Source organism: Enterobacter sp. HG048, from assembly GCF_024702055.1.
Lineage (GTDB): Bacteria > Pseudomonadota > Gammaproteobacteria > Enterobacterales > Enterobacteriaceae > Enterobacter > Enterobacter dykesii.
Window position 1 is genome coordinate 37,727 of sequence record NZ_JANLIZ010000011.1, and the last position, 20,819, is coordinate 58,545.

General features: G+C 57.5%; 18 protein-coding genes. 11 read left to right on the plus strand and 7 right to left on the minus strand.

Features of this window, described 5'->3' with window-relative positions:
• Both NUX24_RS13920 and NUX24_RS13925 read right to left on the minus strand, forming a co-directional pair.
• Positions 1–495 carry a PilN domain-containing protein gene (locus NUX24_RS13920; RefSeq protein ID WP_214577429.1) on the minus strand — a complete coding sequence of 165 codons (495 nt, stop codon included), beginning with the start codon at positions 493–495 and terminating at the stop codon, positions 1–3.
• Positions 492–1,268: a DNA utilization protein HofM gene (locus NUX24_RS13925; protein WP_214577430.1), complete on the minus strand. Its 777-nt coding sequence runs from the start codon at positions 1,266–1,268 to the stop codon at positions 492–494. The genes NUX24_RS13920 and NUX24_RS13925 overlap by 4 nt, the downstream gene beginning before the upstream one ends.
• A gap of 120 nt (positions 1,269–1,388) precedes the next feature.
• Between NUX24_RS13925 and mrcA the strand changes: the two genes are divergently transcribed.
• Positions 1,389–3,941: a peptidoglycan glycosyltransferase/peptidoglycan DD-transpeptidase MrcA gene (mrcA, locus tag NUX24_RS13930; protein WP_257832246.1), complete on the plus strand. Its 2,553-nt coding sequence runs from the start codon at positions 1,389–1,391 to the stop codon at positions 3,939–3,941.
• An 89-nt stretch (positions 3,942–4,030) separates the two neighbouring features.
• Here the strand turns inward: mrcA and nudE are convergent, their stop codons facing one another.
• Positions 4,031–4,591: an ADP compounds hydrolase NudE gene (gene nudE / locus NUX24_RS13935; protein WP_008503041.1), complete on the minus strand. Its 561-nt coding sequence runs from the start codon at positions 4,589–4,591 to the stop codon at positions 4,031–4,033.
• Positions 4,592–5,040: 449 nt separating this feature from the next.
• On the opposite strand from nudE, the gene NUX24_RS13940 reads away from it, so the two are divergent.
• The 5 genes from NUX24_RS13940 to pckA all read left to right on the plus strand — a co-directional run bounded on the left by NUX24_RS13940 (position 5,041) and on the right by pckA (position 11,203).
• On the plus strand, positions 5,041–7,176 hold the full coding sequence (locus NUX24_RS13940) for an intracellular growth attenuator family protein (RefSeq protein WP_257832249.1): 2,136 nt from the start codon (positions 5,041–5,043) through the stop codon (positions 7,174–7,176).
• A gap of 67 nt (positions 7,177–7,243) precedes the next feature.
• Positions 7,244–7,927, plus strand: a complete 684-nt coding sequence (gene yrfG / locus NUX24_RS13945) for a GMP/IMP nucleotidase (RefSeq protein ID WP_214577433.1) — start codon at positions 7,244–7,246, stop codon at positions 7,925–7,927.
• Positions 7,924–8,325 carry a ribosome-associated heat shock protein Hsp15 gene (gene hslR, locus NUX24_RS13950; protein WP_029740483.1) on the plus strand — a complete coding sequence of 134 codons (402 nt, stop codon included), beginning with the start codon at positions 7,924–7,926 and terminating at the stop codon, positions 8,323–8,325. The genes yrfG and hslR overlap by 4 nt, the downstream gene beginning before the upstream one ends.
• Positions 8,326–8,342: 17 nt before the next feature.
• A complete protein-coding gene (gene hslO, locus NUX24_RS13955; RefSeq protein WP_161495995.1) occupies positions 8,343–9,227 on the plus strand; it encodes an Hsp33 family molecular chaperone HslO in 885 nt (294 codons plus the stop codon).
• Positions 9,228–9,583: 356 nt separating this feature from the next.
• A complete protein-coding gene (gene pckA, locus NUX24_RS13960; RefSeq protein ID WP_047652888.1) occupies positions 9,584–11,203 on the plus strand; it encodes a phosphoenolpyruvate carboxykinase (ATP) in 1,620 nt (539 codons plus the stop codon).
• Between the two features lie 96 nt (positions 11,204–11,299).
• On the opposite strand, the gene envZ is transcribed toward pckA, so the two are convergent.
• Together envZ and ompR are read right to left on the minus strand one after the other, a co-directional pair.
• On the minus strand, positions 11,300–12,646 hold the full coding sequence (gene envZ / locus NUX24_RS13965; protein ID WP_023309494.1) for a two-component system sensor histidine kinase EnvZ: 1,347 nt from the start codon (positions 12,644–12,646) through the stop codon (positions 11,300–11,302).
• Positions 12,643–13,362 (minus strand): two-component system response regulator OmpR, encoded by a 720-nt coding sequence (gene ompR, locus NUX24_RS13970; RefSeq protein ID WP_001157751.1) that lies wholly within the window; start codon positions 13,360–13,362, stop codon positions 12,643–12,645. The genes envZ and ompR overlap by 4 nt, the downstream gene beginning before the upstream one ends.
• A gap of 232 nt (positions 13,363–13,594) precedes the next feature.
• Here ompR and greB point away from each other — a divergent pair, with 232 nt between their 5' ends.
• The 5 genes from greB (at position 13,595) to feoC (ending at position 19,629) form a co-directional block, all read left to right on the plus strand.
• Positions 13,595–14,068 (plus strand): transcription elongation factor GreB, encoded by a 474-nt coding sequence (greB, locus tag NUX24_RS13975; RefSeq protein WP_023309495.1) that lies wholly within the window; start codon positions 13,595–13,597, stop codon positions 14,066–14,068.
• 88 nt (positions 14,069–14,156) lie between these two features.
• The gene (locus tag NUX24_RS13980) at positions 14,157–16,487 is read left to right on the plus strand and encodes a Tex family protein (RefSeq protein ID WP_257832255.1); all 2,331 of its coding nucleotides are present in this window, start codon (positions 14,157–14,159) and stop codon (positions 16,485–16,487) included.
• A 318-nt stretch (positions 16,488–16,805) separates the two neighbouring features.
• Entirely contained in the window at positions 16,806–17,033 is a 228-nt protein-coding gene (gene feoA, locus NUX24_RS13985) for a ferrous iron transporter A (RefSeq protein ID WP_008503050.1), read from the plus strand.
• 30 nt (positions 17,034–17,063) lie between these two features.
• Positions 17,064–19,382, plus strand: coding sequence for a Fe(2+) transporter permease subunit FeoB (gene feoB, locus NUX24_RS13990; RefSeq protein ID WP_257832258.1), 2,319 nt, complete (start codon positions 17,064–17,066; stop codon positions 19,380–19,382).
• 10 nt (positions 19,383–19,392) lie between these two features.
• Positions 19,393–19,629: a [Fe-S]-dependent transcriptional repressor FeoC gene (gene feoC, locus NUX24_RS13995; protein WP_214577436.1), complete on the plus strand. Its 237-nt coding sequence runs from the start codon at positions 19,393–19,395 to the stop codon at positions 19,627–19,629.
• A 33-nt stretch (positions 19,630–19,662) separates the two neighbouring features.
• Here the strand turns inward: feoC and NUX24_RS14000 are convergent, their stop codons facing one another.
• A complete protein-coding gene (locus tag NUX24_RS14000) occupies positions 19,663–19,932 on the minus strand; it encodes a YdgH/BhsA/McbA-like domain containing protein (RefSeq protein WP_023309499.1) in 270 nt (89 codons plus the stop codon).
• Positions 19,933–20,043: 111 nt separating this feature from the next.
• Entirely contained in the window at positions 20,044–20,817 is a 774-nt protein-coding gene (gene bioH / locus NUX24_RS14005) for a pimeloyl-ACP methyl ester esterase BioH (protein ID WP_193805237.1), read from the minus strand.
• Positions 20,818–20,819: the final 2 nt, after the last annotated feature.

Genomic DNA, 20,819 nt, shown 5'->3' on the forward strand with positions numbered 1-20,819 from the left:
TTACCCCTCGCTTTTAAGATGGAGGGTGAACATCCAGCGCCCCTGGCTATCCTGGCGAAGCTCACCCGCCGTTCCGGGCGTAAAACCCGCTATTTGGCCCAGCGCATCGCGCAGAGCAGACAGGGCCGGCAGGGTTAGGGCATACCCGGTCAACATCAGAGCAGGAGGCTGATAGCGAAGCTCTGTCAGCCAGACCTGTGAAGGTGTGGCGCGGGAAAGGGATTCCAGCACCGGTTGCCATGCGCGTCGTTGACGTGTCTGCGCTGGCCTCTGCGCCTGTGAGGTGAGCGTCTGCCGGGAGGCAAGCGCGTGCTGCACGGTCTGCATTCCCGTCAGCTCCGTTTGCAGCGCGTGCAGCCTCATAACAGGGTTTATCCGCAGGCAGAAAATGACCGCGAACATTAACAGCACGGTGCCGACACACATTGCGCCCCAGAAGCGCAGGCATCGCGCGCACCGCTGCTGTCGCCAGGGCAGAAAGTTCATGATGCTCATCCGGGCACCTCGCTCATGGCCAACGCCAGCGCAACGGTATAATCAGCGCTGCAGTCCGGTAACGGGGCATGGCAGCGTTCCAGGATTTCCCACGGGTCACGTCGGCTATCAAACAGCGCGATGTCATCCGGACCAAGCGCCAGCAGCGCCGCCAGCTCGGCCACGCTTTCGGCTTCTGTGGTAAAGCGGCGTCCCCACTGGTGACGCATCGCCCACAGCCACTGCCGATCGTCGCGCCAGGCGACGCACGTCGCTGGCGCCACCGCGGGAAGAAGATTCGCCAGCGCGCTGGCATCCGGCGTAATGGCCACCAGCCGCAAACGCAGCGTTTTCGCCAGCGCCAGTAGGGTATCAACCTCGTTGTTTTGCGCGGCGGTCACGTGAAAGGTATTGCTGAAGGTATCCTGCGCGTAATCGAAACAGAGCGTATCGGCAGACATCTCCAGTTCGCGCGCGAGCGCCGCGCCAAGCCATGAGAGCTGCTCGCTGTCGCGCAGCGCAACGGTCGGACGGGGGAGCGACCGTTGCAGAGTGCGTGCTGCCGGGAAAGAGAGGAACACCCGATGGTAGTGCGGCAGCGTTTTCCGCCAGTCGCGTAACGCATCAACCAGCTGTTCTGGCTGACAAATTTTGCCGTCACGAATGATGCCCTCGTCCAGAGGAATCGCCCACCAGCGGCGCAAGCACCAGCCCGACTTCCCCCGGGCCAGGGCGACGATCAGCACCCTATCCTGTTGAATATGAACGCCCGTTTGCCATGTTTTGAAAGCCATGCTTCACGATCTCCTTATCGCCCGTCGCCTTGACGGCTATATCAATGAATCAGGCTTGCCTTTATACTACCGCGCGATTGTTTAGAAACTGCCCAAGTGAAACCAAATGGGAAATCTCCGGTGAAGTTCGTAAAGTATTTATTCATCCTTGCAGTCTGTTGCATTCTGCTGGGAGCAGGCTCGATTTACGGTTTATACAAATATATTGAGCCACTGCTACCTGATGTCGCCACGCTTCGCGATGTGCGCCTCCAGATCCCGATGCAAGTCTATAGCGCCGATGGCGAGCTGATGGCGCAGTATGGCGAGAAGCGTCGTATTCCGCTGACCTTAAACCAAATTCCACCCGTGATGGTGAAAGCCTTTATCGCCACGGAGGACAGCCGTTTTTACGAGCACCACGGTGTCGATCCGGTGGGGATTTTCCGTGCCGCGAGCATTGCGTTGTTCTCTGGTCACGCCTCTCAGGGGGCGAGCACCATTACGCAGCAGCTGGCGCGTAACTTCTTCCTCAGCCCTGAAAAGACGCTGATACGTAAGATCAAAGAGGTATTCCTCGCGATCCGTATTGAGCAGCTGCTGAGCAAAGACGAGATCCTTGAGCTGTACCTCAACAAAATTTACCTGGGCTACCGCGCCTATGGCGTGGGGGCTGCCGCACAGGTGTACTTCGGTAAGCCCGTTGAGCAGCTCACCTTAAGCGAAATGGCAACCATCGCCGGTCTGCCGAAAGCGCCGTCCACCTTTAACCCGCTCTACTCGCTCGATCGCGCCACCGCGCGCCGTAACGTCGTCCTGTCACGTATGCTGAGCGAAGGCTACATCAGCCAGAGCGAGTACGACCAGGCGCGTAACGACGTTATTGACGCTAACTACCACGCCCCTGAAATCGCCTTCGCATCTCCTTACCTGACCGAAATGGTTCGCCAGGAGATGGTGAATCGCTATGGTGACAAGGCCTATGAAGATGGCTATCGCGTGTACACCACCGTCACCCGTAAAGTCCAGCAGGCGGCTCAGGAAGCGGTGCGGAACAACGTGATGGACTACGATATGCGTCACGGCTATCGCGGCCCGTCAAACGTGCTCTGGAAAGTGGGCGAAAGCGCGTGGGACAGCAAAAAAATCACCAGTACGCTGAAGGCGCTGCCAACCTATGGTCCGCTCCTTCCTGCCGTGGTCACGCAGGCCGATCCTCAGGAAGCCGTTGCGACGCTCGCGGACGGTACCTCCGTCTCCCTGCGTATGGACGGTATCCGCTGGGCGCGTCCTTACCGCTCGGATACGCTGCAGGGCGCAACGCCGCGTAAAGTGACCGATGCCGTCCAGACCGGGCAGCAAATCTGGGTGCGCAAGGTAGGCGAAGCCTGGTGGCTGGCACAGGTGCCGGACGTAAACTCGGCCCTGGTCTCTATTAACCCACAGAACGGTGCCATACTGGCTCTGGTCGGCGGGTTTGATTTCAACCAGAGCAAATTTAACCGCGCCACCCAGGCGCTGCGTCAGGTCGGTTCCAATATCAAACCGTTCCTCTACACCGCAGCGATGGATAAGGGCTTGACCCTCGCCAGCATCCTTAACGACGTGCCAATCTCCCGCTGGGATGCCGGTGCCGGTTCCGACTGGCAGCCGAAGAACTCCCCTGCGGAGTATGCCGGCCCTATTCGTCTCCGTCAGGGTCTGGGACAGTCGAAAAACGTGGTAATGGTGCGCGCCATGCGCGCGATGGGCGTCGACTATGCCGCAGAGTATCTGCAGCGCTTCGGTTTCCCGGCGCAGAACATCGTTCGCACCGAGTCGCTGGCGTTAGGCTCCGCCTCGTTTACGCCGCTTCAGGTCGCACGCGGGTACTCGGTGATGGCCAACGGCGGCTTCCTGATTGACCCGTACTTCATCAGCAAGATTGAAAACGATCAGGGCGGCGTGCTGTTTGAAGCGAAGCCGAAGATTGCCTGTCCTGACTGCGATATTCCGGTCATTTATGGCAATACGCCAAAATCCGAGGTGCTTGAGAATAAGGACATGGAAGACCCTGCCGTGTCTCAGGAGCAGCAGAACGGCGTCGTGCCGCAGCCGCAGCTTGAGCAGGCTAACCAGTCGCTGGTGGCACAGACCGGCGCGCCGGAGTATGCCCCACATGTGATCAACACGCCGCTGTCGTTCCTGATCAAAAGCGCGCTGAACACCAACATCTTCGGTGAACCAGGCTGGCAGGGCACAGGCTGGCGCGCAGGACGTGATTTGCAGCGCCATGATATCGGCGGTAAAACGGGGACAACCAACAGCTCGAAAGACGCGTGGTTCTCCGGCTACGGCCCGGGCGTGGTGACCTCGGTCTGGATCGGTTTCGACGATCACCGCCGTGACTTAGGTCGTACAACGGCCTCCGGCGCGATAAAGGATCAGATTTCCGGCTACGAAGGCGGTGCGAAGAGCGCGCAGCCGGCCTGGGACGCCTACATGAAGTCCGTTCTTGAAGGCGTGCCGGAGCAGCCGTTAACGCCACCGCCGGGCGTGGTGACGGTTAATATCGACCGCAGCACCGGTCAGCTCGCCAACGGCGGTAATAGCCGCGAAGAGTATTTCATCGAGGGCACGCAGCCAACCACGCAGGCGGTGCACGAGGTGGGGACAGAGATTATTGATAACGGCGAGACGCACGAGCTGTTCTGACAACAAAGCAAAACGGCAACCTCTGGTTGCCGTTTTTGTGTTTGCTCCCTCTTCCCGTGGGAGAGGGTTGGGGTGAGGGCATCAGGCCACTACAGCCGCCCCTGCCCCTTCAGCCATTCCCGTACCAGGAACAGCGCGCTCACGTTGCGGGCCTCATTAAAGTCAGGGTCTTCCAGCAGATCCATCAGGTGCGCTAGCGGCCAGCGAACCTGCGGCAACGGCTCCGGCTCATCCCCTTCCAGCGATTCAGGATAGAGGTCTTCAGCCACCACGATATTCATTTTGCTGGAAAAATAGGACGGCGCCATGCTCAGCTTTTTCAGGAATGAAAGCTCATTCGCACCAAAGCCCACCTCTTCTTTTAGCTCGCGGTTTGCCGCTTCAAAGACGGTTTCACCCGGATCGATAAGTCCTTTCGAGAACCCAAGCTCGTAAGATTCCGTTCCCACAGCGTATTCGCGGATCAAAATCAGATGATCGTCGACAATGGGAACAATCATCACCGCTTCGCGCGAAGAGGGGCGCATACGTTCATAAACGCGACGCACACCGTTGCTGAACTCCAGGTCCACACTTTCGACATTAAACAGGCGCGATTTGGCGACAGTTTCAACATTCAGAATAGTGGGTTTTTGTAGTGGTTTGCTCATCTTGATGGGTCTTAGCAGTGAGAACTGGCGTTATTGTGCGATACGCTGCACGGTTTCGGCAATGTCAATTGTTCTTTATTTACATTTATGCAACGTATTTGGGATCAATCCTCAATTCAAAACAAATGTCAAGAGGTTGAAATGTTTCCAGGAATTTGCTGATATCGCGCCATAACAGGCTTTGCTATCATCACCGGTCACTGGGATGCGCTTCAGAATGCTCAAGTTCGACTCCATACTTGCCGATAGCCAGCCACAGACTCTCATTCAATGTAAAGGTGCTACTGACTTTACCCTAAATAAATCGAGTTGTATGAAGGCGGCGACGCAGCGAATCCTCAGGAGCGTACATTAGTACGTGACTGAGGTGAGCGAGGAAAGCCAACGCACAGACAACTCGAAGTATGACGGGTATACACCTGTAAGAAGATAAGTAAGATGGGGAAAGCATGAGCACCATTTTGATTGTTCTCGCTGCTATGCTGGCCGGCGCGTTTGTTGCAGGGTGGTTGTACAGGCGCCGCGTACAGCGCCGTTATCGTCTGCCTTTTTTAAATGCATTTGCGGGTGCGAGCACGCGTAAACTCACGCAGGACGAGCGCGATGCGGTTGAAAACTATCTCGAAATCCTGAACCGTACTCAGTTAACGCCTGGGCCAACGGGAGCCACCGCTGCGCCCGTCGCGCTCAAGCTTAATGCGCAAAGTGATACCGTGCTCTGCGTGACGCGCTCCATCACGCGCTACGGCATCACGACTGATGACCCCAACAAATGGCGCTATTACCTTGATTCCGTCGAAGTGCATCTGCCCCCGTCCTGGGAGCAATATATTAATGACGAAAACAGCGTTGAGCTGATTCACACCGATTCGTTGCCCCTGGTTATCTCGCTTAACGGCCATACGCTAAATGAATACCTTCAGGAAGCCCCGCGTTTTGCGCTGGAACGCGCAAGTTCAACGCAGGCGTCCATTCGTGGCGAAGAGACAGAGCAGATCGAACTGCTGAACATTCGCCAGGAAACGCATGAAGAGTATGCCCTGAGCCGCCCGGACGGCATTCGTGAAGCCATTCTGATCGTTGCTGCCTTCCTGCTCTTTTTTATCTGCCTGCTCACGCCGGATGTGTTTGTCCCCTGGCTGGCTGGCGGCGCGGTGCTGCTGCTGGCCGGTGGGCTTTGGGGTCTCTTTGCTCCACCGGCTAAAACCTCGTTACGCGAGATCCACTGCCTGCGCGGGACGCCAAAGCGCTGGGGTCTGTTCGGTGAAAACGATCAGGAACATCTCAACAATATTTCGCTCGGTATTATCGACCTGATCTACCCGCGCCACTGGCAGCCGTGGATCGCACAGGACCTAGGGCAGAAAACCGACATTGATATCTACCTTGACCGCCACGTTGTGCGTCAGGGACGCTTCCTGTCTCTGCATGATGAAGTGAAAAATTTCCCGCTTCAGCACTGGCTGCGCAGTACGGTCATTGCCGGCGGCGCCGCGCTGGTCTTAGCCATGCTGCTGCTTTTCGTGCCGCTGGATATGCCCATTAAATTCACCCTGTCGTGGATCAAAGGGGCGCAAACCATTGAAGCGACCAGCGTCAACAAACTGGATGAAGCCGGTGTACGCGTGGGGGACACGCTGCGCCTGAAGGGGACCGGGATGTGTAATATTCACACCCCGGGGGCGTGGAACACGCGTCAGAGCTCGCCGTTCATGCCGTTCGATTGTTCACAAATTATCTGGAACGACGCGCCGCCGCTGCCGCTGCCGGAATCCGAAGTGGTGAACAAAGCCACAGCTCTCACCCAGACGGTTAACCGCCAGCTGCACCCGAAACCGGACGATGATTCGCGCGTCAGCCCCGCACTGCGCTCGGCCATTCAGAAATCAGGCATGGTTCTGCTGGATGATTTTGGTGACATCGTCCTGAAAACGCAGGATTTATGCTCCTCTCAGGATGAGTGCATACGCCTTAAAAACGCCCTGGTAAACCTGGGGAACAGTAAAGACTGGGACTCGCTGGTGAAACGCGCCGAAGCGGGACGGCTGGACGGCGTCAACGTGCTGCTGCGTCCGGTGAGCGCTGAATCTCTGGATAACCTGGTCGCCACCTCGACGTCGCCGTTCATGATGCGCGAGACTACCCGTGCGGCTCAGGCGCTGAACAGCCCGGCTCCGGGCGGCTTTGTGATAGCAAGCGATGAAGGCAGCGACCTGGTCGATCAGCCCTACCCGCAGGTCGCGCTTTATGATTACCCGGCGCAGGAACAGTGGAGCCAGTTCCAGCGCCTGGCGCAGATGCTGATGCAAACGCCGTTCAGCGCCGAAGGGATTGTCACGAGTATTTATACCGACGCCAACGGCACTCGCCATATCGGCCTGCACCGAATGCCGGACAGCGCAGGACTGTGGCGCTACATCGGCACCTCTCTGCTGATGACCGCGATGCTTGCCGCCATTTTCTGGAACGGCTTTATGGCCCTGCGCCGCTACCAGCGCTCGCGCACACGGCTTGCCGACATTCAGCAGTATTATGAAAACTGCCTTAATCCAAAGCTGATCCCCTCGTCTGAGAGCCTGATCTGATAACGTCGTTGCGCGACAAGATGTGCTACCCTGTCGCGCACGTTTCTTCTGGCTGGAGTTCCCCCTTATGCATCTTGATATCGCCTGGCAGGAGGTTGATACCGTTCTGCTGGATATGGACGGCACGCTGCTCGATCTCGCCTTTGATAACTATTTCTGGCAAACGCTGGTTCCTGAAACCTATGGCGAGCAGCAGGGGATCTCCCCGGCAGAAGCGCAGGCATTCATTCGTGCGCAATATAGCGCGGTGCAACATACGCTAAACTGGTACTGTCTTGACTACTGGAGCGAGCGCCTCGGTTTGGATATATGTGCCATGACCACCGCCCAGGGCCCGCGCGCCGTTCTGCGCGAGGATACCGTGCCCTTTCTGGATGCGCTGAAAGCCAGCGGCAAGCGCCGTATTTTGCTGACCAACGCGCATCCACATAATCTGGCGGTGAAGCTGGAGCATACCGGTCTGGCGTCGCACCTTGATTTATTACTTTCCACCCACACATTTGGTTATCCGAAAGAGGATCAGCGGTTGTGGCATGCGGTGAAGGAAGAGACGGGTTTGCAGCCAGAACGTACGCTGTTCATTGATGACAGCGAGCCCATTCTGGATTCTGCCGCAAGGTTTGGCATTCGCTACTGTCTGGGCGTGACCAATCCTGACTCTGGCCTGGCTGAAAAAAGCTATCTGCGCCACCCGGGACTGAACGACTACCGCCAGATGATCCCCTCACTGACCGTGAAGGAGACGCCATGAAAGAAAAACCCTCTGACGGGGTAAGACTGGATAAATGGCTGTGGGCAGCGCGTTTTTATAAAACACGCGCCCTTGCCCGCGAGATGGTTGACGGCGGAAAAGTGCATTACAACGGCCAGCGCAGCAAACCGAGCAAGCTGGTTGAGCTTAATGCCACCTTAACGCTGCGTCAGGGCAACGATGAACGTACGGTAGTGATCAAAGCCATTACCGAACAGCGTCGACCCGCAGCGGAAGCCGTACTGCTTTATGAAGAGACGGCGGAGAGCATTGAAAAGCGCGAGAAGACCGCGCTGGCGCGCAAAATGAACGCGCTGACGATGCCCCACCCGGACCGGCGACCGGATAAAAAAGAGCGCCGCGATCTGATGAAATTTAAACACGGTGAGACTGATTAACCTCACCCGCACGAGAGATGAAAATGGCCCAACACGACCAATTACACCGCTATCTGTTTGAACAATTCGCCGTGCGCGGCGAGCTGGTCACCGTATCCGAAACCTGGAAACAGATTCTGGAAAACCACAATTACCCGCTGCCGGTGAAGACCCTGTTGGGCGAACTGCTGGTTGCCACCAGCCTGCTGACGGCGACGCTGAAGTTTGCCGGTGATATCACCGTGCAGCTGCAGGGTGACGGCCCGATGACGCTGGCGGTGATCAACGGCAATAACCAGCAGCAGATGCGCGGCGTGGCGCGCGTTCAGGGCGACGTGCCTGAAAATGCGGACCTCAAAACGCTGGTGGGTAATGGCTACCTGGTGATCACCATCTCCCCTGAGGAAGGTGAGCGCTATCAGGGCGTGGTGGGTCTGGAAGGCGATACCCTGGCAGCCTGCCTGGAAGATTACTTCATGCGTTCTGAACAGCTGCCGACGCGCCTTTTCATCCGCACCGGTGAAGTGGACGGTCAGCCTGCTGCGGGCGGCATGCTGCTGCAGGTTCTGCCTGCGCAGGACGCGCAGACCAATGACTTTGAGCACCTGGCGACGCTGACCGAAACCATCAAAGCGGAAGAGCTGTTCAACCTGTCGGCGACCGACGTGCTGTGGCGTCTGTACCACGAAGAAGAAGTGACGGTTTACGACCCGCAGTCCGTGGAATTTAAGTGCACCTGCTCACGCGAGCGCTGTGCTGGCGCGCTGAAAACCCTGCCGGACGAAGAGATCGACAGCATCATGGCGGAAGACGGCGAAATTGATATGCACTGTGACTACTGCGGTACGCACTACGTGTTCAATTCGATGGATATCGCTGAGATCCGCAACAACGCCTCCCCGGCGGATCCGCAGGTTCACTAAACCTCTTTCCCTCACCCTAACCCTCTCCCCTTTGGGAGAGGCCGGGGTGAGGGACAAAAAACCCCGCTTAAGCTGAATCGTTTTCCCAATGTAACTCTTACGTAATTTTCTTACGTGTATGCGATTACATTCACATTCTTTCCGATAAAATCACCAGCCCTTAACCTTTTCGGAACATTTTCCCCAACCAAAAAGCGATTCCTGCGATAATCCGCCTGCGCTGTGACTGGAGTCGCAGCGTTTTCCGTTAGTAAGGGTTTTGTCCAGATGCGTAAATCTATGAGCCCCGTCGCGGTTAACAACCTCAGAAAAACCCTACAATTTCAGGCAGTACATATTGGCTAAGGAGCAGTGATATGCGTGTTACTGGTTTAACCCCGCAAGATCTCAAGGCTTATGGTATTCACGACGTCCAGGAAATCGTCTACAACCCCGACTACGATACGCTGTATCAGGAAGAGCTCAATCCAGCACTGGAAGGATACGAGCGTGGTGTGTTGACGAATCTTGGTGCTATCGCCGTCGATACCGGTATCTTTACCGGTCGTTCGCCGAAAGATAAGTATATCGTCCGAGACGAAACCACCCGCGATACGCTGTGGTGGGCTGACAAGGGCAAAGGGAAGAACGACAACAAACCGCTCTCTCCGGAAACCTGGCAGCACCTGAAAGGGCTCGTCACCCAACAACTTTCCGGCAAGCGTCTGTTCATTGTCGACGCTTTCTGCGGCGCTAACGCCGATACCCGTCTCTCCGTACGTTTTATCACCGAAGTGGCCTGGCAGGCGCACTTCGTGAAAAACATGTTTATTCGTCCAACCGACGAAGAGCTGCAGGACTTCACCCCTGATTTCATCGTGATGAACGGTGCGAAATGCACGAACCCACAGTGGAAAGAGCAGGGTCTGAACTCCGAAAACTTTGTGGCCTTCAACCTGACCGAGCGTATCCAGCTGATCGGCGGTACCTGGTACGGCGGCGAAATGAAGAAAGGGATGTTCTCGGTCATGAACTACCTGCTGCCGCTGCGGGGCATCGCCTCCATGCACTGCTCGGCTAACGTCGGTGAAAAAGGCGACGTGGCGGTATTCTTCGGCCTGTCCGGCACCGGGAAAACCACCCTGTCCACCGATCCAAAACGTCGCCTGATTGGTGATGACGAACACGGCTGGGATGACGACGGCGTATTCAACTTTGAAGGCGGCTGCTACGCGAAGACCATTCGCCTGTCTGAAGAGGCCGAGCCGGATATCTTCCACGCGATCCGTCGCGATGCGCTGCTGGAAAACGTCACCGTGCGTGCCGACGGCTCCATCGACTTCGACGATGCGTCGAAAACGGAAAACACCCGCGTCTCTTACCCGATCTACCACATCGACAATATCGTGAAGCCGGTGTCAAAAGCGGGTCATGCCACGAAGGTCATTTTCCTGACCGCGGATGCGTTCGGCGTGCTGCCCCCGGTGTCTCGCCTGACGGCCAGCCAGACGCAGTACCATTTCCTCTCCGGCTTCACCGCCAAGCTGGCGGGTACCGAGCGCGGCGTGACGGAGCCAACCCCAACCTTCTCCGCCTGCTTCGGCGCGGCTTTCCTGTCGCTGCACCCGACGCAGTACGCTGAAGTGCTGGTGAAACGCATGCAGGCATCCGGCGCGCAGGCCTACCTGGTGAACACCGGCTGGAACGGTACCGGCAAACGTATCTCTATCAAAGATACCCGTGCCATTATCGACGCCATTCTGGATGGTTCTCTGGACGACGCCGAAACCTTCACGCTGCCGATGTTTGACCTGGCGATCCCAACGTCGCTGCCGGGCGTGGATACGCATATCCTCGACCCGCGCAACACGTACGGTTCTCCGGAGCAGTGGCGCGAGAAAGCGGAATCTCTGGCGAAGCTGTTTATTGAGAACTTCGAGAAGTATACCGATACCCCGGCGGGTGCTGCGCTGGTGAGCGCTGGACCGAAGCTGTAGGTAAAAACAAAAAGGCAACGAAAGTTGCCTTTTTTAATGTTTTCTCCCTCTCCCAGTGGGAGAGGGTCGGGGTGAGGGCATTAGGCCACCCTTTTTTTAACTCTCTTTCACCTGCCCTCGCGTCACCGGTACCGGCAGCCAGGCGCGAATGCTCAGCCCACCCCGCTCGCTGGTGCCAATCTCCAGCAGTCCGTTGTGGTTATCGATAATACGCTGAACAATCGCCAGGCCTAAGCCCGTGCCGCTGGTGCTGCGCGCGCTGTCGCCGCGCACAAACGGCTGGAACAGATGCTTACGCTGCTCGGGCTTGATGCCCGGACCGTCGTCTTCCACCTGGAACCAGGCGCGGTTGAGTTCAGACCCGCTGCTGACTTTAATCCAGCCGTTGCCGTAGCGTGCCGCGTTGACCACCATGTTCGCCACTGCACGTTTGATGGAGAGCGGGTGCATACGAACCTGAATTTCACCGGCCTGAAGGTCGGTATCAATTTCACGCTCGTAGCCGCTTTCCGCCGCCACCACCTCGCCCAGGACCGCGTTCAGATCCGCCATCTCCATTGGCATTTCCTGCCCGGTGCGCAGGTAGTCAATAAACTGCTCGATGATGGCGTTACACTCTTCGATGTCCTTATTGATGGACTCGGCAAGGTAACCGTCCTCTTCCCCCATCATCTCCGTCGCCAGGCGAATACGCGTTAGCGGCGTGCGCAGGTCATGGCTGACGCCCGCCATCAGCAGCGTACGGTCATCCGCCAGCTGCTTCACGCCAGCCGCCATATGGTTAAACGCGCGCGTCACCGAACGGACTTCCGAGGCGCCATACTCACGTAGCGGAGGAGGAATAATCCCTTTACCGACCTGCAGCGCAGCGTGCTCCAGGTCGACCAGCGGTCGGTTCTGTATACGGATAAACAGCCACGCGCCACCTATCGCCAGCAGCATAATCGCCAGGGTGTAGCGGAACAACGGCGAGAAGTCGCCCTGATGGATTTCGGTCAGCGGAACGCGCACCCAGATGTTGGGTGAAAGCCAGGTTTTCAGCCAGACGACGGGCGAGCTTTTATTGACCTCAACGCGCACTTCCGTTGGGCCGCCAAGCTGCTGCGCCATCTGCTGGCTGAGGAATTCGTAGTGCTGCGCCCAGCGCAGGCCAGCGTCTTCCGCCGCCTCGTTGGAGTAGAGCGAAATGCCCAGTTCACGGTAGATTTCACGGCGAAACGCCGGGGGAACGACGAGCTGCGTACCGTCCTCCAGCTGCAGTTTATCGGTCATCAGCATACGGACTTCGTAGGCCAGGACCTTATTAAACTGCTGGAGGCTCGGCAGGATCGCAAAGTTCAGCACTACCAGATAGGTCGTCACCAGGCTGACGAACAGCAGGGTGACGATCAGTAACAGGGTGCGGGCAAACGAGCTACGCGGCGAGAAGCGCATTCGCCTCATGCTTTAGAGCCGTCCGGGACAAACACGTAGCCCAGACCCCATACGGTCTGAATATAACGAGGATGCGCAGGATCTTCTTCCACCATGCGGCGCAGGCGGGAGATCTGCACGTCAATGGAGCGTTCCATTGCGGAGTATTCGCGACCGCGCGCCAGGTTCATCAGCTTGTCGCGGGAAAGCGGTTCACGCGGGTGGCTGACCAGCGCTTTAAGAACCGCAAACTCGCCGCTGGTGAGCGGCATTGGCTCATCTTCACGGAACATCTCGCGCGTGCCGAGGTTCAGCTTGAACTTGCCGAAGGCGATGACGGCTTCTTCCTGAGAGGGCGCGCCAGGCAGTTCGTTCGCCTGACGGCGGAGAACAGCGCGAATACGCGCCAGCAGTTCACGCGGGTTAAACGGTTTTGGAATGTAGTCGTCCGCGCCGATTTCGAGGCCCACGATACGGTCAACTTCCTCACCCTTCGCCGTCACCATGATGATCGGCATCGGGTTGCTCTGGCTGCGCAGACGGCGGCAAATAGAAAGCCCGTCTTCGCCAGGCAGCATCAGGTCGAGAACCATCAGGTGGAAAGATTCACGGGTCAGCAGACGGTCCATCTGCTCAGCGTTCGCGACGCTACGAACCTGGAAGCCCTGCTCGGTCAGATAACGTTCCAGCAGCGCGCGCAGGCGCATGTCGTCATCCACGACCAGAATTTTGTAGTTCTCTTGCATTGTGTGTACTCCCAAAGGTTCGGATAGTCTTTGTAACAGCGTATTCTAAAAAAGTGCACGTATTCGACCAGTTAATTCTGGTATAAATTCTAGTCGAAATTGTTACAAAGCATATTTAACAGCAGCTTATCTGCTCATTTCATCACATAAATCATTATTAATCCTGTCTGTTACACTGTGTGGTACGTATTGTGCGCAAGACAGTTAACCAGCAGGCAGCAAAGGCTTTACCATGAAAACGCCCCTGATCACCCGCGAAGGGTACGAAAAGCTCAAAAAAGAGATGGATTACCTCTGGCGCGAAGAGCGTCCTGAAGTCACCAAAAAGGTGACCTGGGCGGCAAGCCTGGGCGATCGCAGCGAAAACGCTGACTACCAGTACAACAAAAAGCGGCTGCGCGAAATTGACCGCCGGGTTCGCTATCTGACGAAGTGCCTCGAGAATCTCAAAATTGTCGATTACTCCCCGCAGCAGGAGGGCAAAGTGTTCTTCGGCGCGTGGGTGGAGATTGAAAACGACGATGGCGACACCCTGCGCTTTCGCATTGTCGGCTACGATGAAATTTTTGGTCGTAAGGATTACATCTCCATCGACTCCCCGATGGCCCGCGCGCTGCTGAAAAAGGAAGTGGGCGATCTGGCCGTCGTTCAGACCCCTGGTGGTGAAGCCAGCTGGTACGTCAATGAGATCGTCTACGTAAAATAGTCCGAGAGCGCCCTCCCCGGCTGGCATTTTGCCGTGTCAGCCCGTATAACTATCCCCTGATTTTTTCGACTCAACAGATGATAAAGCCATGATGAAAGATTCGCTCTGCCGCATTATTGCGGGTGATATTCAGGCCAGAGCCGAACAGGTAGAAGCTGCCGTTCGCCTGCTTGATGAAGGGAACACCGTGCCGTTTATTGCACGCTATCGTAAGGAAGTCACCGGCGGTCTGGATGACACGCAGCTGCGTAACCTGGAGACCCGTCTGGGTTATCTGCGCGAGCTGGAAGAACGTCGTCAGGCGATCCTCAAATCCATCGGCGAACAGGGCAAGCTGACCAGCGAGCTTGAAAGCGCCATCAACGGCACCCTGAGCAAAACCGAACTCGAAGATCTCTATCTGCCGTACAAGCCGAAGCGCCGCACGCGCGGGCAGATTGCGATTGAAGCGGGTCTTGAGCCGCTGGCCGACCTGCTGTGGAACGAACCATCCCACGATCCGGAAACCGAAGCCGCCAAATTTATCGACGCCGACAAAGGCGTGGCGGACACTAAGGCCGCCCTCGACGGCGCGCGCTACATTCTGATGGAGCGCTTCGCCGAAGACGCCGCCCTGCTGGCTAAAGTGCGCGATTACCTGTGGAAGAATGCCCACATCGTCTCTACCGTCGTCGCGGGTAAAGAGGAAGAAGGCGCGAAATTCCGTGACTACTTCGATCACCACGAACCGATCTCTACCGCGCCGTCTCACCGCGCGCTGGCAATGTTCCGCGGCCGCAACGAAGGCGTGCTCCAGCTCTCCCTGAACGCCGACCCGCAGTTCGACGAGCCGCCGAAAGAGAGTCACTGCGAGCAGATCATCATCGACCATCTCGGCCTGCGCCTGAACAACGCCCCGGCGGACAGCTGGCGTAAAGGCGTGGTGAGCTGGACCTGGCGCATCAAGGTGCTGATGCACCTCGAAACCGAGCTGATGGGCACCGTGCGCGAGCGTGCCGAAGATGAAGCGATTAACGTCTTCGCCCGTAACCTGCACGACCTGCTGATGGCCGCTCCTGCCGGCCTGCGCGCGACCATGGGTCTCGATCCGGGTCTGCGTACCGGCGTGAAGGTCGCTGTCGTTGACGGCACCGGCAAGCTGGTCGCCACCGACACTATCTATCCGCACACCGGCCAGGCAGCGAAAGCGGCCGTCGTGGTGGCGGCGCTGTGCGAAAAATACAACGTTGAGCTGGTTGCCATCGGCAACGGTACGGCGTCCCGTGAAACCGAGCGTTTCTATCTCGACGTGCAGAAGCAGTTCCCGAAAGTAACGGCGCAGAAAGTGATCGTCAGCGAAGCGGGGGCATCCGTCTATTCCGCTTCCGAGCTGGCGGCCCAGGAGTTCCCGGACCTGGACGTTTCCCTGCGCGGCGCGGTCTCTATCGCTCGCCGCCTGCAGGATCCGCTGGCGGAGCTGGTGAAGATCGACCCGAAATCCATCGGCGTGGGCCAGTATCAGCACGACGTGAGCCAGACTCAGCTGGCGCGCAAGCTGGATGCGGTGGTGGAAGACTGCGTAAACGCCGTCGGCGTTGACCTGAACACCGCCTCCGTTCCCCTGCTGACCCGCGTGGCGGGCTTAACCCGCATGATGGCGCAGAACATCGTCGCCTGGCGCGATGAGAACGGCCAATTCCAGAACCGTCAGCAGCTGCTGAAGGTGAGCCGTCTGGGGCCGAAAGCCTTTGAGCAGTGCGCGGGCTTCCTGCGTATCAACCACGGCGATAACCCGCTTGATGCCTCTACCGTTCACCCGGAAGCCTACCCTGTGGTGCAGCGCATTCTGGCCGCGACCCAGCAGGCGCTGAAAGAGCTGATGGGCGACAGCAGCGCGCTGCGTAACCTGAAAGCATCGGATTTCACCGACGAGCAGTTTGGCGTGCCGACGGTTAGCGACATCATCAAAGAGCTGGAAAAACCGGGCCGCGATCCGCGCCCTGAGTTTAAAACCGCGACCTTTGCTGACGGCGTGGAGACCATGAACGACCTGCTGCCCGGCATGGTGCTGGAAGGTGCGGTCACCAACGTCACCAACTTTGGCGCGTTTGTGGATATCGGCGTGCATCAGGACGGTCTGGTCCACATCTCTTCCCTCGCCGACAAGTTCGTTGAAGACCCGCATACCGTGGTCAAAGCGGGCGACATCGTGAAGGTGAAAGTGCTGGAAGTGGATCTGCAGCGCAAGCGTATCGCCCTGACCATGCGTCTGGACGAGCAGCCGGGCGACACCAACGCGCGCCGTGGCGGCAATGGCGGAGGCCGCGAACAGCAGCGTCCGGCCGCGAAAGCCGCGAAGCCGCGCGGACGTGATGCTCAGCCTGCTGGCAACAGCGCGATGATGGATGCGCTGGCGGCAGCGATGGGTAAGAAACGCTAAGGTTGTCAATGCCCGGTGGCGCTGCGCTTACCGGGCCTACGGTTTTGTAGGCCGGGCAAACGCAGTGCCGCCCGGCAAGCAGGGCGCAGCGAATTAAAATAAAAAGAATGTAGCCATATTTAAACCACGAATTATCACCCCGTTAACAAATACTCTTCTTTTCGTTTCCAGGCCATTCAGCAAATATTGAGCCAGGTCAAACAGGTCGTAAATTAATACCGCAAACAACATTCCGTCACAGTTTTAATATTGCTGATAAAAACTATTCTCATTATCATCCCATAGTAGATAATTTAACCTTTCGTGGAATCAGGCGTTATGCAATTCACTCCAGACAGTGCATGGAAAATTACCGGTTTTACCCGCGAAATTAGCCCAGCCTATCGGCAAAAGCTGCTGTCGCTGGGCATGCTGCCCGGCTCGTCATTTCAGGTCGTGCGCGTGGCGCCGCTGGGCGATCCGGTTCATATTGAAACCCGCCGCGTGAATCTGGTCCTGCGTAAGAAAGACCTCGCGTTAATAGAAGTTGAAGCCTTATCCCGATAACAAGCCAGCGGTTTCAGTGAGTCTAAAAAAATGAAAAAGTTAACTATTGGCTTAATTGGCAATCCTAATTCCGGCAAGACTACGCTTTTTAACCAGCTGACCGGAGCACGCCAGCGCGTGGGCAACTGGGCGGGCGTGACGGTTGAGCGTAAAGAGGGTCAGTTCACCACAACGGACAACCAGGTGACGCTGGTTGACCTTCCCGGTACCTACTCCTTAACCACCATTTCGTCGCAAACCTCGCTCGATGAGCAGATTGCCTGTCACTATATTCTTGGCGGCGACGCGGACCTGCTGATCAACGTGGTCGACGCCTCCAATCTCGAGCGTAACCTGTATCTGACGCTGCAGCTGCTGGAGCTGGGTATCCCCTGCATCGTGGCGCTCAACATGCTCGACATTGCGGAGAAACAAAAGCTGCGCATCGACGTCGATGCCCTCTCCGCGCGCCTGGGTTGCCCGGTCGTTCCGCTGGTTTCGACGCGCGCTCGCGGTATTGATGCGCTGAAGCTGGCCATTGACCGTCACCAGGGAAATCATGACATTGAGCTGGTGCATTACGCGCAGCCTCTCCTGCGCGAAGCCAACGTGCTGGCGCAGGAGATGGACAACAGCATGCCTGCAAAACAGCGCCTGTGGCTCGGCCTGCAGATGCTGGAAGGGGATATCTACAGCCGCGCCTACGCCGGGCATGCGGCAGATAAGCTGGACGCGACGGTGGCCCGTCTTAGCGACGAGCTGGACGACCCGGCGCTGCACATCGCCGATGCGCGTTATCAGGCCATCGCCTCGATTTGCGACGTTGTCAGCAACGCCCTCACGGCAGAGCCCAGCCGCTTTACGGCGGCGGTGGATAAAGTTGTGCTTAACCGCTTCCTCGGTTTGCCCATCTTCCTGCTGGTCATGTACGTGATGTTCCTGCTCGCCATTAACATCGGCGGCGCACTCCAGCCCGTTTTCGACGCCGGTTCCGTCGCGGTCTTCGTCCACGGAATTCAGTGGGTCGGTTACACCCTGCACTTCCCGGAATGGTTAACCATCTTCCTCGCACAGGGGATCGGCGGCGGTATCAACACCGTTCTGCCTCTGGTGCCACAGATCGGTATGATGTACCTGTTCCTCTCGTTCCTGGAAGATTCCGGTTATATGGCGCGCGCGGCGTTCGTGATGGATCGTCTGATGCAGGCGCTGGGTCTGCCGGGTAAATCCTTCGTCCCGCTGATTGTCGGCTTCGGCTGTAACGTACCGTCGGTAATGGGCGCACGCACCCTGGATGCGCCGCGTGAACGTCTGATGACCATCATGATGGCGCCGTTTATGTCCTGCGGTGCCCGTCTGGCCATCTTTGCGGTCTTTGCGGCTGCCTTCTTTGGTCAGCAGGGCGCGCTGGCGGTCTTTTCGCTGTATGTGCTGGGCATCGTGATGGCTATTCTTACCGGTTTGATGCTGAAGCACACCATCATGCGCGGTGAAGCGTCACCGTTTGTGATGGAGCTGCCGGTGTATCACGTACCGCACCTGAAAAGCCTGGCAATCCAGACCTGGCAGCGCCTGAAGGGCTTTGTGCTGCGCGCCGGTAAGGTGATTGTCATCGTCAGCATTTTCCTGAGCGCGCTGAACAGCTTCACCCTCAGCGGGCAGGCGGCAGATAACATCAACGACTCTGCCCTCGCTTCCGTCAGCCGCATCATCACGCCGGTCTTCAAGCCGATTGGCGTGCATGAGGATAACTGGCAGGCGACCGTCGGGCTGTTCACCGGAGCGATGGCGAAAGAGGTGGTTGTCGGCACCCTGAACACGCTTTACACCGCCGAGAACATTCAGGAGCAGGAATTTAATCCGGCAGAGTTTCATCTCGGCCATGAGCTGCTGGGTGCCGTAGAGGAGACCTGGCAGAGCCTGAAAGATACCTTCAGCCTGAGCGTGCTGGCGAACCCGATTGAAGCGAGCAAAGGCGACGGCGAAATGGCGACGGGTGCCATGGGCGTGATGGGCGAGAAATTTGGCAGCGCGTCCGCGGCCTACAGCTACCTCATCTTTGTTCTGCTCTACATTCCGTGCATCTCCGTGATGGGGGCGATTGCCCGCGAGTCCAGCCGCGGCTGGATGGGCTTCTCTGTCCTGTGGGGGCTGAATATCGCTTACTCGCTGGCGACGCTGTTTTATCAAACCGTCAATTTCAGCCAGCACCCGCGCTACAGCCTGGTCTGTATTCTCGCGGTTGTGCTGTTTAACGCGATCGTGCTCGGTCTGCTGCGGCGGGCGCGCAGCCGCGTCGACATCGACCTGCTGGCAAACCGTAAAACCGCCGCGACCTGCTGCAACAGCCCGGCGGGCGACTGTCACTAAGGAGCAAACCATGGCATCGTTGATTCAGGTTCGTGACCTGCTGGCACTGCAAGGGCGAATGGAGGCGAAACAGCTGAGCTTCAGCCTGCATACGCCGCAGCCGATGATCGATGCCATGCTGGAAAGACTGGAAGCCATGGGGAAAGCCGTGCGGATTCAGGAAGAAGCGGAGGGTTGTCTCTCCGGCAGTTGTAAAAGCTGTCCGGAAGGAAAGGCCTGCCTCAGGGAGTGGTGGGCGCTGCGTTAACAAAGCCGGGCATCGCTGCCCGGCTTTATCGTATTACTTGTAGACGTCCGCCGTAGCGCGTACGTTTTTGGTCTGTTTTTCTGCGCTGGTGACGACGTAGTACGTTCCGCCCAGCTCATCCGCTTTCTTCGACAGCTCTTTGCGAGCGTCCATCGGCGCGGTGGTGTCAGACGTAGAAATCTCACCAATTTTCGTCAGATTCATGCCGGCAACTTTATCTTTTTCCAGCTCTTTTGCCGCAAAGACGCCAAATGACAGTGACCCAATAACCAGAGAAGTGACAATACCTGTAACAAGTTTCATAGCCTGACTCTCCATAGGATTGTTGTTTTGATTATCGTAGGCAGAACAACCGCAACGACATCAGGAGTATGGTTGCGGTGTGTTATTTTTTCCAGGCAGGATAGAAAATAATCAGTCGAAACGTTGACTTAACGCAATCAGCGCTGAACAAAATTCCGTCGGATGAGAGATAAACGGGGCATGTGCGGCTTTGGCAATGATCTGCGATTCACTCTCCGGCCAGAGTGAATCCAGCAGCGGAACCACTTTGCGCGGCACAATCCCGTCGAGGTAGCCATAGATACGCAGGTGCGGCATCGTCAGGGCGGCCAGCGGCTCGCGCAGGTCAACCGTTTTCAGGAGTTCCAGTCCGCCGTTTAGCACCTCAACCTCCGGCATCGGCAGAGAAAGCACGGTCTGCTTCAGCGTTCGGGCATCCTTACGCGCGGTGTCAGTGCCCATTGTCTGCAATGCCAGGAAACGCTCTACGGTCCGCTGGAAATCGTCGCTCAGCTGCTGCTGGAAGCCCGCCAGCACGTCAGGCTTGATCCCCGGCCACTCTTCCTGCGCGCTAAAACAGGGCGATGACGCCACCGTTACCAGCGCTTTTACGCGGTCAGGCTGCGACAGCGCAATCTGGCTCGCCACCAGCCCGCCCAGGCTCCAGCCCAGCCAGACCGCGTTTTGCGGCGCAGCGTCCAGAACCTGCTGCGCCATCTCATCAAGCGACAACGCGCCATACCCGCGGCTGCGGCCAAAGCCGGGTAAATCCACCAGATGCAGGGTGAAATGCGAGGCAAGTTCCTCACGTATGCAATGCCATATCTCCGCATTCAGGCCCCATCCGTGCAGCAGCACAAGATGGCAATTTCCTGTCCCTACGGTCTGCCACCACAGCGTCTTCATCA